This is a genomic window from Pantoea sp. 18059 (genome assembly GCF_902706165.1).
GTDB classification, from domain to species: Bacteria; Pseudomonadota; Gammaproteobacteria; order Enterobacterales; family Enterobacteriaceae; genus Pantoea; species Pantoea agglomerans.
In genome coordinates this window covers 377,176-392,054 of the sequence record NZ_CACSJS010000002.1, presented here as the reverse complement: position 1 = coordinate 392,054, position 14,879 = coordinate 377,176, and the positions used below count along the sequence as shown (strand labels likewise).

Here is a 14,879-nt window from a genome sequence, read left to right as displayed (position 1 = left end):
GCTGCGCTTTTTTCATGACTGAATAATCAGTTGTTCTGATTGATATCGCGGTAGAGACGGCTCTCAAATCGCACCAGCGGAATACGGCGGGTACGCTGATCTTCCGGCGGGACCGCATAACCGGAAAGGAACTGAACGAATGCCACCCGCGCACCACTGGAGGTGGTGATAAAGCCCGCCAGGTTATAGACGCCCTGCAGTGAGCCGGTTTTCGCCGAGACTTTGCCATCCAGCCCCGCCTCATGCAGCCCGCCGCGATACTGCAGCGTGCCGTCGTAACCTGCCAGCGGCAGCATCGAAATATAATCCAGCGTGTTGTCATTCTTCGCAATGAACTGCAATACCTGCATCATGGTTTGCGGCGAAATCAGGTCATGGCGGGAGAGACCTGAACCATCCACCTGAATGCTATTACCCATGTCGACATTGGCTTTGGCTTTCAGGATGCGGCGAACGGCATCCTGTCCGGCGCGGAACGTGCCGGGCACATTGAAGTAGTGATGACCAATGGTGCGAAACACCGTGTCGGCAATCATGTTGTCTGACTTCTTCAGCATGGTGTGCAGCAGCGTATGCAGCGGCGCGGACTGGGTCGATGCCAGCACGGTACCCGGTTCGGTGACCTGCGTCTGTCGCACCAGATGCCCGCTGTAATCAATCTCAGACGACCGCAGTTCCGCCTTGAGGATTTCGCCAGCCCAGGCCGCGCCATCCTGCACCGCAAATGCCAGCGGCAGTGGTTCCGCGCGCTGGCGCATACAGCCCGTGAGGGTGTAGCGGTTCAGCTCGCCCGGCACCACATCCAGCTCGCAATATTGCCCTTCGCCGCTGTTGCGGCCAATGGTGCGCACCTGGCTGTACATATGCGCCGGATAATAGGAGGCGATACGTACAAAGGCATTCTCACCCGGCGTATTAGCACTGTAGAGCGACACCGAGAAGCAGTTTTTATCAACGATTGCCGCACCCGGCGGAGCACTGAAGCACTGGGTCATATCGTTCCACGGCCAGCCCGGCGCCATATCGTGACTGGCAAAAACGGAGGTGTCGATAACCAGATTGCCTTTGATATGGTTAATGCCCTGCTTCTTTATCGCCGCCACCATGTTGCGCAGATCCTGACGGCTTAAGGTGGGATCACCGCCGAAACGTGCGACTAAATCGCCGTTCAGGGTGCCATCGATAATGGCGCCGCGAGTCTCAAAAGTGGTCTGAAAACGGAAGTCGCCACCCAGCTCCAGCAATGCTGCCAGCGCCGTCACCACTTTCATGGTACTGGCGGGCAGGGCCATCTGTTTTCCGTGATAATCAATAATCGGTGTTGATGCGCCTACTTTTTGTACCATCAGCGCCAGATTGGCGCCGTCTGGCAGGTACTGCATGTATTCATCAACTGGCGCTGCGTGTGCCTGCAGCATAAATGCGCAGCTTAATCCGGTAACAAGTCGTGAAAATCGCATAATCTCGCGGTAACTGGCAGGTGAGGGCGTCAATACTACGTCGCTGGACGGTGCAAAGTAAACGATGACCCGCAGGGAACTCTGGGGTAAAATACGTATCAAATTGCAAAACTCTTTTCTGGCCTGGAAGCATCTCCGGGTCAGGATTCTTTTATTTGCAAAAACGGGCTAATGCGCCGCAGAACGCTTTTTTCTGCAGTCACCGGTCAGGATGACATCGTTAAACAGGAAAGATGGCGAGGAGCTTAAATGAATCAGATTCCGATGACGTTAAGAGGCGCTGAAAGATTGCGCGAAGAGCTGAACGAGCTGAAAACCGTGAAGCGCCCGCGCATTATCGCCTCTATCGCTGATGCACGCGAACATGGCGATTTAAAAGAGAACGCGGAATATCACGCTGCGCGTGAAGAGCAGGGTTTTTGCGAAGGCCGTATTCAGGAGATTGAAGCCAAACTCTCCAATGCGCAGGTTATCGACGTCACTCAGATGCCGAAAACCGGACGCGTGATTTTCGGTGCAACCGTTACCGTGCTGAACGTCGAAACCGACGAAGAAGCCACGTATCGCATTGTGGGCGATGACGAAGCGGACTTTAAGCAAAATCTGATTTCGGTCAATTCGCCGATGGCGCGTGGCCTGGTGGGTAAAGAGGCCGATGACGTGGCTATCGTGAAAACCCCGGGCGGCGACGTTGAGTATGAAATCCTGAAGGTGGAATACCTTTAAGATGTTGCTACGCTTTGAAAAGCGTTAAAGCACAATGTAAAGAAAGGAAAAAGGCCGCATTGCGGCCTTTTATCTGAGGTAAGAGCATGTCACTTTCTTTGCCCACTTAGCGTGGCAGAGAAATTTTGCTCTCTTTAGAGGGGCGATACAGCACCAGCGTTTTGCCGATCACCTGTACGTTGCTGGCACCGGTCTCACGCACGATAGCCTCAACGATCAGCTGTTTCGTTTCACGATCTTCCGAGGCGATTTTTACCTTGATCAGTTCGTGATGCGACAGAGCCTGCTCGATTTCGGCCAGCACGCCTTCAGTCAGGCCATTGCCACCCAGCATAACCACTGGCTTGAGCGGATGGGCGAGGCCCTTGAGGTGCTGTTTTTGTTTGGTACTTAGATTCATCGTAGTTTTTTACTTACTCAGGGATTGAAAACGGTTCATTCTACCGCCATCTCGGGTATATCACCAAATCGACGCAACCCATTGCGTGCAGGTTTATCGCTACGATGACGATTTAGTTGGAAATATTATGACGGGTAAAAAGCGTTCGGCCAGCTCCGGCCGCTGGCTTCAGGAACACTTTAGCGATAAATATGTGCTCCAGGCGCATAAAAAAGGGTTGCGTTCGCGCGCCTGGTTTAAACTTGATGAAATACAACAGGGTGACAAGCTTTTCAAACCCGGCATGACCGTGGTAGATCTGGGTGCTGCACCCGGAGGCTGGTCGCAATATGTGGTACAGCAAATTGGGAACAAAGGGCGAGTCATTGCCTGTGATATCCTGCCAATGGATCCGATAGTCGGTGTCGATTTCCTTCAGGGCGATTTTCGTGAAGAATCGGTGGTCAATGCGCTGCTTGAACGCGTTGGCGATCAAAAAGTTCAGGTTGTCATGTCCGATATGGCGCCGAATATGAGTGGTACACCTGCCGTAGATATTCCCCGGTCGATGTATTTAGTCGAGCTGGCGCTGGAGATGTGTCGGGATATCCTGGCACCTGGCGGCAGTTTTGTAGTGAAAGTGTTTCAGGGAGATGGCTTCGATGAATACCTGCGGGAAATTCGCTCCCTGTTTACGAAAGTGAAAATTCGTAAGCCGGACGCTTCACGTTCACGTTCACGTGAAGTGTATATTGTGGCGACTGGGCGCAAACTATAACCAAATTGCTGGAGAAGTCCGCAGTTTTGCTGCGATTCCATGTATGCGGGATCTATAGTACCCTACGCTATCTGTTAACACCGTTGTAATATGAGGTTAATCCCTTGAGTGACATGGCGAAAAACCTGATTCTCTGGTTAGTCATCGCGGTCGTGCTGATGTCAGTATTCCAGAGCTTTGGGCCCAGCGAGTCGAATGGCCGTCGGGTTGATTATTCAACCTTCCTGTCGGAAGTGAACCAGGATCAGGTCCGCGAGGCACGTATTAACGGGCGTGAAATTAACGTCGTTAAAAAAGACAGCAATAAATACACGACCTACATTCCTGTCAACGATCCCAAGTTGCTCGATAACCTCTTGACCAAAAACGTCAAAGTGGTTGGCGAACCGCCGGAAGAACCAAGCCTGCTGGCTTCAATCTTCATTTCGTGGTTCCCGATGTTGCTGCTGATCGGTGTGTGGATCTTCTTTATGCGTCAGATGCAGGGCGGCGGCGGTAAGGGCGCGATGTCCTTCGGCAAGAGCAAAGCCCGCATGTTGACGGAAGACCAGATTAAAACCACTTTCGCCGACGTAGCAGGTTGTGACGAAGCGAAAGATGAAGTTGCTGAGCTGGTGGAATATCTGCGTGAGCCAAGCCGTTTCCAGAAGCTGGGCGGTAAGATTCCAAAAGGCGTTCTGATGGTGGGGCCACCGGGTACCGGTAAAACCTTGCTGGCAAAAGCGATTGCCGGCGAAGCGAAGGTGCCTTTCTTTACCATCTCCGGTTCTGACTTTGTGGAAATGTTTGTCGGTGTCGGTGCATCCCGTGTGCGTGACATGTTCGAACAGGCCAAAAAAGCGGCTCCATGCATCATCTTTATCGATGAGATCGACGCAGTCGGTCGTCAGCGTGGCGCCGGTTTAGGCGGTGGACATGACGAACGTGAGCAGACGCTGAACCAGATGCTGGTTGAGATGGATGGTTTCGAAGGTAATGAAGGTATTATCGTTATCGCCGCAACTAACCGTCCTGACGTCCTGGACCCTGCGCTGCTGCGTCCAGGACGCTTTGACCGTCAGGTTGTTGTTGGCCTGCCAGATGTTCGCGGTCGTGAGCAGATCCTGAAAGTGCATATGCGTCGTGTGCCGCTGGCAACTGATGTTGATGCAGCAATCATTGCACGTGGTACGCCAGGCTTCTCGGGTGCCGATCTGGCCAACCTTGTTAACGAAGCAGCGCTGTTCGCGGCCCGTTCAAACAAGCGTGTGGTTTCGATGGTGGAGTTCGAGAAAGCGAAAGACAAAATCATGATGGGTGCGGAACGTCGCTCCATGGTGATGACGGAATCGCAGAAAGAGTCAACTGCCTACCACGAAGCAGGCCACGCCATTATTGGTCGCCTGGTGCCAGAGCATGACCCGGTTCATAAAGTAACGATTATCCCGCGCGGTCGCGCACTGGGTGTGACCTTCTTCCTGCCTGAAGGCGACGCGATCAGCGCCAGCCGTCAGAAACTGGAAAGCCAGATCTCAACGCTTTACGGCGGTCGTCTGGCAGAAGAGATCATCTACGGTGCAGAACGTGTTTCTACCGGTGCGTCCAACGATATTAAAGTTGCGACCAATCTGGCGCGTAACATGGTGACGCAGTGGGGCTTCTCTGAAAAACTGGGTCCGTTGCTCTATGCAGAAGAAGAGGGTGAAGTGTTCCTCGGACGTTCTGTCGCGAAAGCGAAACATATGTCTGATGAAACGGCCCGCATCATCGACCAGGAAGTTAAGCACCTGATCGACAGCAACTACCAGCGTGCTCGTCAGATTCTGGGTGAGAACATGGACATCCTTCACGCGATGAAAGACGCGCTGATGAAGTATGAAACCATTGATGCACCGCAGATCGACGACCTGATGGCGCGCCGCGAAGTGCGTCCGCCAGCGGGCTGGGAAGATCCAGGCAGCAACTCAGACAGCAACGGTACGCCAAAGGCGCCACGCCCGGTTGATGAACCGCGTACGCCAAACCCAGGCAATACCATGTCAGAGCAGTACAACAAATAAGACGCAACATCGTCAGACAAAACCCCGGCTGGTCCGGGGTTTTTTACATCCAGATATTGATCAGCAAGGAGTTTCCGCCATGAAGTTGTTCGCCCGTGATTCCCATCTCGATTTATCTTTTCCACATGTGATGGGCATTCTTAACGTCACGCCGGACTCCTTTTCAGATGGTGGAAAGCATAACGCGCTGGTTGATGCGCTAACGCATACCAATGAGATGGTCAATGCAGGTGCAACCATCATCGATGTGGGCGGGGAATCAACCCGTCCTGGCGCGGATGAAGTGAGTGTGGAGGAGGAGCTGGAGCGGGTGATTCCGGTCATCGATGCCATTGCCCAGCGTTTCGAAGTCTGGATTTCAGTGGACACCTCTAAAGCTGACGTCATCCGGGAAGCCGCGCGAGTAGGTGCTCACATCATAAACGACGTGCGTTCGCTTTCTGAACCCGGAGCACTGGAAGCCGCAACCGCAACCGGACTGCCCGTCTGTTTAATGCATATGCAGGGCGAACCGCGCACCATGCAGCAGGCACCGGTTTACGAAAATATTTTAAGCGAAGTGGACACTTACTTCGCTCAGCAGATAGCGCGCTGCGAAGCAGCGGGCATTAAAAAAGAGCGTCTGATACTCGACCCGGGCTTCGGTTTCGGTAAAAATCTCAGCCACAATTATGAACTGCTGGCTCATCTTGGCGATTTTCACCACTTCGGCCTGCCGCTGTTAGTGGGGATGTCGCGTAAATCGATGATTGGCCAGCTGTTAAACGTCGGCCCGTCACAGCGTTTAACCGGCAGCCTGAGTTGCGCGGTGATTGCTGCTATGCAGGGCGCGCAGATTATTCGCGCCCATGATGTAAAAGAGACGGCTGAAGCGATGCGCGTGGTCGAAGCGACCCGAAGAGCAAAAGGAGTATCATGAGTAATCGTAAATATTTCGGTACAGACGGCATTCGTGGCAAAGTCGGTGAAGCACCCATCACCCCCGATTTCGTCCTGAAGCTGGGCTGGGCCGCAGGTAAAGTGCTGGCGCGCCACGGTTCAAAGAAGATCATCATCGGTAAAGATACCCGTATCTCTGGTTATATGCTGGAGTCCGCGCTGGAAGCCGGTCTCGCTGCAGCAGGCCTGACGGCCGCCTTTACCGGCCCGATGCCGACACCAGCCATCGCCTATCTGACCCGTACCTTCCGCGCAGAGGCGGGCATTGTGATTTCAGCGTCACATAACCCCTTTGACGACAACGGAATTAAATTCTTCTCGTCCGAGGGCACCAAACTGCCCGACGACGTTGAAGAGGCGATTGAGCTGGAGATGGAAAAGCCGATTACCTGTGTTGAATCAGCGCAGTTAGGTCGTGCCAGCCGTATTGTGGATGCAGCAGGGCGTTACATTGAGTTCTGCAAAGGGACTTTCCCCAGCGAACTGAATCTGAATGGCCTGAAAATTGTGGTCGACTGCGCCAATGGCGCCACCTACCACATTGCGCCGAATGTATTACGTGAACTGGGCGCGACGGTGATTGCTATCGGTGTCCAGCCAGACGGCATGAACATCAACAAAGAGTGCGGTGCCACCGATCTCAAACTGCTGCAGCAGCGCGTGCTGGCGGAGAAGGCTGATATCGGCCTGGCCTACGACGGTGACGGCGATCGCATCATGATGATTGACCATCTGGGTGACAAAGTTGATGGCGACCAGATCCTCTACATCATTGCGCGTGAAGCCCTGCGTCAGGGACAGTTACGCGGTGGCGTCGTGGGTACGCTGATGAGTAACATGGGGCTGGAGTTAGCGCTGAAACAGCTTGGCATTCCGTTTACCCGTGCCAAAGTCGGTGACCGTTATGTACTGGAGAAGATGCAGGAGAAGGGCTGGCGTCTCGGTGCAGAGAACTCCGGTCATGTGATCCTGCTGGATAAAACCACAACTGGTGACGGTATCGTTGCAAGTTTGCAAGTGCTCACTGCGATGGTGCGTAACCACATGAGCCTGCACGATCTCTGTAGTGGCATGAAGATGCTGCCGCAGGTCCTGGTTAACGTACGCTTTGCGGGCGAACATGATCCGCTTCAGAGTGACGCGGTAAAAGCTGTCACGGCCGAAGTGGAAAAAGCGCTGGCGGGTCGCGGACGCGTTCTGCTGCGTAAATCAGGTACTGAGCCACTGATTCGTGTCATGGTCGAAGGCGAAAATGAGGCGCAGGTTACCGAACTGGCGAATCGCATCGCCGACCAGGTCAAGGCCGTTTAAAACAGTAACAGGCGGTCTGCAGGGTGCTGAACTGCCTGTAAAATCACCGGGATGGCGTTTTTTTCTGCAAACAGTATGGGTAGTAAAAATTGCACTTGCAGAGATATGCGCCTTTGGTTAGTATTCACACCCGCTTCTGATGGGTGATGACGAGACTCCCCATCAATACTGGTTGAAGCTTTAACTGTACGATTACCGTGCAAGGAACAGGATGATATGTACCAAGCTCTTTTAGTAGTTTTCCTTATTGTAGCTATCGCCCTCGTGGGTATGATCATGCTGCAGCAAGGCAAAGGCGCTGATATGGGAGCCTCATTCGGTGCAGGCGCATCCGGTACGGTGTTTGGTTCTTCGGGTTCAGGTAACTTCATGACTCGTACAACCGGCATCTTAGCAGCGCTGTTTTTCATCATCAGCCTGGTTCTGGGTAATCTGAACAGCAATAAAGCGTCTAAAGGAAGCGAGTGGGAAAATCTTTCTGCGCCGGCGCAGTCTTCTCAACAGACTGAAAAGCCAGCTCAACCGGTAACGCCGGGCAGCGATATTCCTAAGTAAGGTCGTCAGCACAACGAATCGTTGTGGTCAGTGCAGTGCCGTGGTGGTGGAATTGGTAGACACGCTACCTTGAGGTGGTAGTGCCCGATTGGGCTTACGGGTTCAAGTCCCGTCCTCGGTACCAAATAGCAGTATCCCTTGCATTTTATGCAGGTCTGGCGTATTATTCGCCACGTTTTCGGACGCGGGGTGGAGCAGCCTGGTAGCTCGTCGGGCTCATAACCCGAAGGTCGTCGGTTCAAATCCGGCCCCCGCAACCAATTTTCCCTTTGAGTTCTTTTTCAAATATACTGTATGCATCGACGTACGCATTCACGGTTATTTTTTGAAAGAAAATTCTTTGGATGGAGTCCGGGCCGCATTGCGGCATACCGGGTCCAGTGATTAAAAGCCCCGAATATTCGGGGTTTTTTGTTATTAGCGAATCGTAATACTGGGCTATAGGCCCTTTTTTTATGTCTTGGGGGTGGGCTTGTCCACATTAGAGCAAAAATTGACAGAGTTGGTATCGGCTCCCGTAGAAGCGCTGGGTTACGAACTGGTTGGAATTGAATTCGTTCGTAGTCGCACATCTATCCTGCGCATCTATATTGATAGTGAAGATGGCATCAATGTCGATGATTGCGCCGATGTCAGCCACCAGGTAAGTGCGGTAATGGATGTTGAAGATCCCATTACGGTCCCTTACAACCTAGAAGTCTCTTCACCGGGACTCGATCGTCCTCTGTTCACTGCAGAACACTACACCCGCTTTATGGGTGAAGAAGTGAGTCTGGTGTTGCGTATGGCCGTTCAGAACCGCCGTAAATGGCAGGGAACCATTAAGTCAGTTGATGGCGAGATGATCACGGTGCACGTTGAGGGTAGCGATGAAGTGTTCGCACTGAGTAATATTCAGAAAGCGAACCTGGTCCCCCACTTTTAAAAGTCCGGATTGAGGCTAACCAGGATGAACAAAGAGATCTTAGCTGTTGTAGAAGCCGTTTCTAACGAAAAAGCCCTGCCGCGTGAGAAAATCTTCGAAGCGCTGGAGAGCGCGCTGGCGACTGCGACCAAGAAAAAGTATGAGCAGGAAATTGAGGTACGCGTCAGCATTGATCGCCGCAGTGGCGATTTCGATACTTTCCGCCGCTGGGAAATCGTAGAAGAGGTGACACAGCCGACGCGCGAGATCACGCTGGATGCGGCCCGCTTCGAAGATGAAGCATTCAATCTGGGCGAATATGTCGAAGATCAGATTGAATCGGTCACCTTTGACCGTATCACCACCCAGACCGCTAAGCAGGTTATCGTGCAAAAAGTGCGCGAAGCTGAGCGCGCAATGGTGGTTGATCAGTTCCGTGAGCAGGAAGGCGAAATTATCACGGGCGTGGTGAAGAAAGTTAACCGCGACAACATTTCCCTCGACTTAGGCAGCAATGCCGAAGCGGTGATTCTGCGCGAAGATATGCTGCCGCGTGAAAACTTCCGTCCAGGCGACCGTATTCGTGGCGTACTCTACTCTGTACGTCCGGAAGCGCGTGGCGCGCAACTGTTCGTGACGCGTTCTAAACCAGAAATGCTGATTGAACTGTTCCGCATCGAGGTGCCAGAAATTGGCGAAGAACTGATTGAAATTAAAGCCGCTGCCCGTGATCCGGGTTCGCGCGCTAAAATTGCAGTCAAAACCAACGACAAACGTATTGATCCGGTGGGTGCCTGTGTGGGCATGCGCGGCGCGCGTGTTCAGGCAGTTTCCAGTGAACTGGGCGGCGAGCGTATCGATATCGTGCTGTGGGACGATAACCCGGCGCAGTTTGTTATTAACGCCATGGCTCCGGCCGATGTGGCGTCAATCGTGGTTGATGAAGATAACCACACCATGGATATCGCCGTAGAAGCTGGCAATCTGGCTCAGGCGATCGGCCGTAACGGCCAAAACGTGCGTCTCGCTTCACAGCTGAGTGGCTGGGAGCTGAACGTGATGACCGTCGATGATCTGCAGGCTAAGCATCAGGCTGAAGCACATGCAGCGATCGATATGTTCACTAAACATCTCGACATCGACGAAGAGTTCGCCACCGTACTGGTGGAAGAGGGCTTCTCCTCGCTGGAAGAGCTGGCATATGTGCCAATCAACGAGCTGCTGGAAGTCGACGGCCTCGACGAAGAGACCATTGAAGCCCTGCGTGAACGAGCAAAAAATGCGTTAACCACCCTGGCACTGGCGAAAGAAGAGAGTCTTGGAAATCAGGAGCCCGCTGAGGATCTTCTGAATCTTGAAGGCCTCGATCGTGCGCTGGCGTTCCGCCTGGCGTCGAAAGGCGTTTGCACGCTGGAAGATCTCGCTGAGCAAGGTGTTGACGATCTGACGGATATTGAAGGCATGTCTGATGAACAAGCCGGCGCGCTGATTATGGCCGCACGTAATATCTGCTGGTTCGGCGATGACGCGTAATAACAGGAAGGAACAGCATGACAGATGTAACCGTAAAATCGCTGGCCGCAGAAATTCAGACTCCGGTCGATCGCCTGGTACAGCAATTTGCTGATGCGGGGATCCCTAAGTCTGAAAATGACGCGGTGACCCAGCAAGAGAAAGAAACCTTACTATCTCATCTGAACCGTGAACACGGTCAGGTCGGTTCAGCTAAGCTGACGCTGCAGCGTAAAACGCGCAGCACCTTGAATATTCCAGGCACCGGGGGTAAAAGTAAGTCGGTGCAAATTGAAGTCCGCAAAAAGCGTACCTATGTGAAGGGTGATGCAGAGGCTGAGCAAGCTCAGGCAGAAGCTGAAGCCGAGGCGCAGCGTGAAGCGGAAGAGCAGGCGCAACGCGAGGCTGAAGAAAAAGCCCGTCGCGAAGCTGAACAGAAAGCGCAACGTGAAGCCGAAGATAAAGCCAGGCGCGAAGCCGCTGACAAGGCCAAACGTGCAGCAGCGGAAAATGAAAAAGTGACAAATCAACCTACCGACGAAGTGACCAGGGCTGCGCAATCAGACAAAGCCCGTCGCGAAGCTGAAGCTGCCGAACTGAAGCGTAAAGCTGAAGAAGAAGCCCGCCGTAAGCTTGAAGAGGCTGCCCGCCTCGTAGCAGAAGAAGCCCGCCGTCTGGCTGAAGAGAAATCAGCTGAATGGGAAAAACCGGAAGAAGAGGATAAAGGCGACTATCACGTCACCACTTCGACCCATGCCCGTCAGGCGGAAGACGAAAACGACCGTCAGGTTGAAGCAGGTCGTGCGCGTGCGCGTACTACGGCTAAAGCTGCGCGTCCGGCGAAAAAAGGCAACAAACACTCTGAAGCCAAAACTGACCGTGAAGAAGCGCGTGCGCAGGTTCGTGGTGGTAAAGGCGGCAAGCATCGCAAACCTAGCGCACTGCAGCAGGGCTTCAACAAGCCAGCGCAGGCCGTTAACCGCGATGTTGTGATTGGCGAAACTATCACCGTAGCCGAACTGGCTAACAAAATGGCGGTGAAAGGTTCTCTGGTCATTAAAGCGATGATGAGAATGGGCGCCATGGCGACCATCAACCAGGTCATCGACCAGGAAACTGCACAGCTCGTTGCCGAAGAGATGGGCCACAAAGTGACCCTGCGTCGTGAGAACGAGCTGGAAGAAGCGGTAATGGACGATCGTGATACTGATGCTGCGCAGGAGTCTCGTGCTCCGGTTGTCACCATCATGGGCCACGTCGACCACGGTAAAACGTCCCTGCTGGACTATATCCGTTCCACTAAAATCGCCTCTGGCGAAGCGGGCGGTATTACTCAGCACATCGGTGCTTACCACGTTGAAACCGACAACGGTATGGTCACCTTCCTGGATACCCCGGGCCACGCCGCGTTTACCGCGATGCGTGCACGTGGTGCGCAGGCGACCGATATCGTTATCCTGGTGGTTGCAGCAGACGATGGCGTGATGCCACAGACTGTCGAAGCTATTCAGCACGCCAAAGCCGCTAAAGTGCCGGTTGTGGTTGCAGTGAACAAGTGCGATAAGCCAGAAGCGGATCCGGATCGTGTTAAAAACGAACTGACTCAGTACGGTATCATTCCGGAAGAGTGGGGCGGCGAAAACATGTTCGTTAATGTCTCTGCGAAAGCGGGTACCGGCATTGATGACCTGTTAAACGCTATCCTGCTGCAGGCGGAAGTGCTGGAGCTGACCGCTATCCGTGAAGGTATGGCGAGCGGCGTGGTGATCGAATCGTTCCTCGACAAAGGTCGTGGTCCGGTTGCCACCGTGCTGGTACGTGAAGGTACGCTGAACAAAGGCGACATCGTTCTTTGTGGTTTCGAATATGGCCGCGTTCGTGCAATGCGTGACGAACTGGGTCGCGAAGTCATGGAAGCGGGTCCATCTATCCCGGTTGAGATTCTGGGCCTGTCCGGCGTGCCGGCTGCGGGTGATGAAGCGACCGTGGTACGTGACGAGAAGAAAGCACGTGAAGTTGCGCTCTATCGTCAGGGCAAATTCCGCGAAGTTAAACTGGCTCGCCAGCAGAAATCTAAGCTCGAGAACATGTTTGCTAACATGACCGAAGGCGAAGTGTCTGAACTGAACATCGTTCTGAAAGCGGACGTTCAGGGTTCTGTGGAAGCAATCTCCGACTCCCTGCAGAAACTCTCCACCGACGAAGTGAAGGTGAAGATTGTGGGTTCAGGCGTGGGCGGGATTACCGAAACCGATGCGACCCTGGCTGCTGCCTCTAACGCCATCCTCCTTGGCTTCAACGTTCGTGCCGATGCCTCTGCGCGTCGCGTCATTGACGCAGAAAGCCTGGATCTGCGCTACTACTCTGTCATCTATAACCTGATTGACGAAGTTAAAGCGGCGATGAGCGGCATGCTGGCACCAGAGTACAAACAGCAGATCATCGGTCTGGCTGCGGTGCGCGATGTGTTCAAATCACCGAAGTTTGGCGCGATTGCCGGTTGTATGGTGACGGAAGGTAACATCAAGCGTCACAATCCAATCCGTGTCCTGCGCGACAACGTGGTAATTTACGAAGGCGAGCTGGAATCTCTGCGTCGCTTTAAAGATGACGTCAACGAAGTGCGTAACGGCATGGAGTGCGGTATCGGCGTGAAGAACTACAACGACGTTCGCGTTGGCGATATGATCGAAGTGTTTGAAATCATCGAAATTAAACGCACCATCGAGTAATAGACTGCTGATGTGTTGCAATTTGGGAGGCCTCTGGCCTCCCGAATTATTTGGGAGAAATAATGATGGCGAAAGAATTTGGTCGCCCGCAGCGCGTTTCACAAGAGCTGCAAAAAGAGATTGCGATGATCCTGCAGCGTGAGATCAAAGATCCACGTCTTGGCATGATGGTCACCGTATCTGGCGTTGAAGTCTCACGCGATCTCGCTTACGCAAAAGTGTTCGTGACTTTCCTTAACGACAAAGATGAAGAAGCGATTAAACATGGCCTGAAAGCGCTGAAAGAAGCGTCAGGTTATATCCGCATTCTGCTGGGCAAAGCGATGCGTCTGCGTATCGTGCCTGAGCTGACTTTCTTCTACGACAACTCGTTAGTCGAAGGGATGCGCATGTCCAATCTCGTCACCAGCGTCGTGAAGAACGATACTGAACGCCGTGGTCCGGACGCCACTGGCGATGACGAGGAGGCGTAATGAGTCGTCCGCGTCGTCGCGGTCGCGACGTCCATGGCGTGTTGTTGCTGGATAAGCCACAAGGCGTCTCGTCGAATGATGTCCTGCAGAAAGTGAAGCGTATCTTTAACGCGAATCGCGCAGGACATACCGGCGCGCTGGATCCTCTGGCTACCGGCATGTTGCCGATCTGCCTGGGTGAAGCGACTAAGTTTTCGCAGTATCTGCTCGATTCCGACAAACGCTATCGCGTGATTGCCCGACTGGGCGAGCGGACCGACACGTCAGACGCCGATGGCAACATCGTGCAGACGCGTCCGGTCAGCTTCAGTCAGGCCGATCTGGACAGTGCTCTGGAGAGCTTCCGTGGCGAAACGCTGCAGGTGCCTTCGATGTTCTCGGCACTGAAGCATCAGGGACGCCCGCTGTATGAATATGCGCGTCAGGGCATTGAGATTGCGCGTGAACCGCGTCCGATCACTGTCTATGAACTGCAATTTATTCGCTGGCAGGATAACGAGCTGGAGCTGGAAATTCACTGCTCCAAAGGCACCTATATCCGCACCATCATCGATGACCTGGGCGAAAAGCTGGGATGCGGTGCGCACGTGATTATGCTGCGTCGCGTTCAGGTTGCCCGTTATCCGTATGAAAGGATGGTGACGCTGGAACAGCTCAACACCCTGCTGACGGAAGCCACAGAAGCCGGCATTCCACTGGAAACGCAGCTCGATCCGCTGTTGTTGCCAATGGACAGCCCCGCCTCTGATTTCCCTGAAGTGAATATCCCGCCTGCCGTGGCAGATTTCTTCCGCCAGGGACAGCCGGTACAGGCCAGCAATGCGCCTGCCCAGGGGCTGGTAAGGGTATCGGAAGGCGAAGCGCGTAAGTTTATCGGTATGGCAGAAATTGCCGACGATGGCCGGCTTGCGCCACGTCGTTTAGTGGTTGAGTATCAGGATTGAGCCAGGCGTTCACTTTTCGCTGATGGGGCATTTGCGTTGCTATCGGGCGCAGAGTAGAATAGCGCGGCTTTAAAGCGGGATGCTGAATTAGAGATCGGCACCCATACATTCATTTATTACTGGAGTT

Annotated in this window: 13 protein-coding genes and 2 tRNA genes; 13 read left to right on the top strand and 2 right to left on the bottom strand. The window is 53.6% G+C overall.

Annotated features, from left to right (window positions below; all coding sequences use genetic code 11):
• Positions 1 to 26 precede the first annotated feature (26 nt).
• Complete coding sequence (gene dacB / locus GVJ63_RS08585) at positions 27 to 1,460, bottom strand: serine-type D-Ala-D-Ala carboxypeptidase (protein ID WP_010251813.1); 1,434 nt, start codon at positions 1,458 to 1,460, stop codon at positions 27 to 29.
• Positions 1,461 to 1,709: 249 nt separating this feature from the next.
• Here dacB and greA point away from each other — a divergent pair, with 249 nt between their 5' ends.
• Entirely contained in the window at positions 1,710 to 2,186 is a 477-nt protein-coding gene (gene greA / locus GVJ63_RS08580) for a transcription elongation factor GreA (RefSeq protein ID WP_010251811.1), read from the top strand.
• A 106-nt stretch (positions 2,187 to 2,292) separates the two neighbouring features.
• On the opposite strand, the gene yhbY is transcribed toward greA, so the two are convergent.
• Complete coding sequence (gene yhbY / locus GVJ63_RS08575) at positions 2,293 to 2,586, bottom strand: ribosome assembly RNA-binding protein YhbY (protein ID WP_010251809.1); 294 nt, start codon at positions 2,584 to 2,586, stop codon at positions 2,293 to 2,295.
• Positions 2,587 to 2,713: 127 nt separating this feature from the next.
• Between yhbY and rlmE the strand changes: the two genes are divergently transcribed.
• The 12 genes from rlmE (at position 2,714) to truB (ending at position 14,752) form a co-directional block, all read left to right on the top strand.
• A complete protein-coding gene (gene rlmE, locus GVJ63_RS08570) occupies positions 2,714 to 3,343 on the top strand; it encodes a 23S rRNA (uridine(2552)-2'-O)-methyltransferase RlmE (RefSeq protein ID WP_010251807.1) in 630 nt (209 codons plus the stop codon).
• A gap of 113 nt (positions 3,344 to 3,456) precedes the next feature.
• Positions 3,457 to 5,382: an ATP-dependent zinc metalloprotease FtsH gene (ftsH, locus tag GVJ63_RS08565; protein WP_010251805.1), complete on the top strand. Its 1,926-nt coding sequence runs from the start codon at positions 3,457 to 3,459 to the stop codon at positions 5,380 to 5,382.
• 79 nt (positions 5,383 to 5,461) lie between these two features.
• Positions 5,462 to 6,301: a dihydropteroate synthase gene (gene folP, locus GVJ63_RS08560; RefSeq protein WP_010251803.1), complete on the top strand. Its 840-nt coding sequence runs from the start codon at positions 5,462 to 5,464 to the stop codon at positions 6,299 to 6,301.
• Entirely contained in the window at positions 6,298 to 7,632 is a 1,335-nt protein-coding gene (gene glmM / locus GVJ63_RS08555) for a phosphoglucosamine mutase (protein ID WP_010251799.1), read from the top strand. Before folP ends, glmM begins: the two co-directional genes overlap by 4 nt.
• A gap of 216 nt (positions 7,633 to 7,848) precedes the next feature.
• Positions 7,849 to 8,187, top strand: coding sequence for a preprotein translocase subunit SecG (gene secG, locus GVJ63_RS08550; RefSeq protein ID WP_010251798.1), 339 nt, complete (start codon positions 7,849 to 7,851; stop codon positions 8,185 to 8,187).
• Between the two features lie 37 nt (positions 8,188 to 8,224).
• A tRNA-Leu gene (locus GVJ63_RS08545) sits at positions 8,225 to 8,311 on the top strand.
• Between the two features lie 59 nt (positions 8,312 to 8,370).
• Positions 8,371 to 8,447, top strand: a tRNA-Met gene (locus GVJ63_RS08540).
• Between the two features lie 212 nt (positions 8,448 to 8,659).
• Positions 8,660 to 9,112, top strand: coding sequence for a ribosome maturation factor RimP (gene rimP, locus GVJ63_RS08535; RefSeq protein WP_010251795.1), 453 nt, complete (start codon positions 8,660 to 8,662; stop codon positions 9,110 to 9,112).
• Between the two features lie 24 nt (positions 9,113 to 9,136).
• Positions 9,137 to 10,624, top strand: a complete 1,488-nt coding sequence (gene nusA / locus GVJ63_RS08530; RefSeq protein ID WP_010251792.1) for a transcription termination factor NusA — start codon at positions 9,137 to 9,139, stop codon at positions 10,622 to 10,624.
• A 17-nt stretch (positions 10,625 to 10,641) separates the two neighbouring features.
• Positions 10,642 to 13,335, top strand: coding sequence for a translation initiation factor IF-2 (gene infB, locus GVJ63_RS08525; protein ID WP_010251789.1), 2,694 nt, complete (start codon positions 10,642 to 10,644; stop codon positions 13,333 to 13,335).
• A 65-nt stretch (positions 13,336 to 13,400) separates the two neighbouring features.
• Entirely contained in the window at positions 13,401 to 13,808 is a 408-nt protein-coding gene (rbfA, locus tag GVJ63_RS08520; protein ID WP_010251785.1) for a 30S ribosome-binding factor RbfA, read from the top strand.
• Complete coding sequence (gene truB / locus GVJ63_RS08515) at positions 13,808 to 14,752, top strand: tRNA pseudouridine(55) synthase TruB (protein WP_010251781.1); 945 nt, start codon at positions 13,808 to 13,810, stop codon at positions 14,750 to 14,752. Before rbfA ends, truB begins: the two co-directional genes overlap by 1 nt.
• The last annotated feature ends 127 nt before the right edge of the window (positions 14,753 to 14,879 follow it).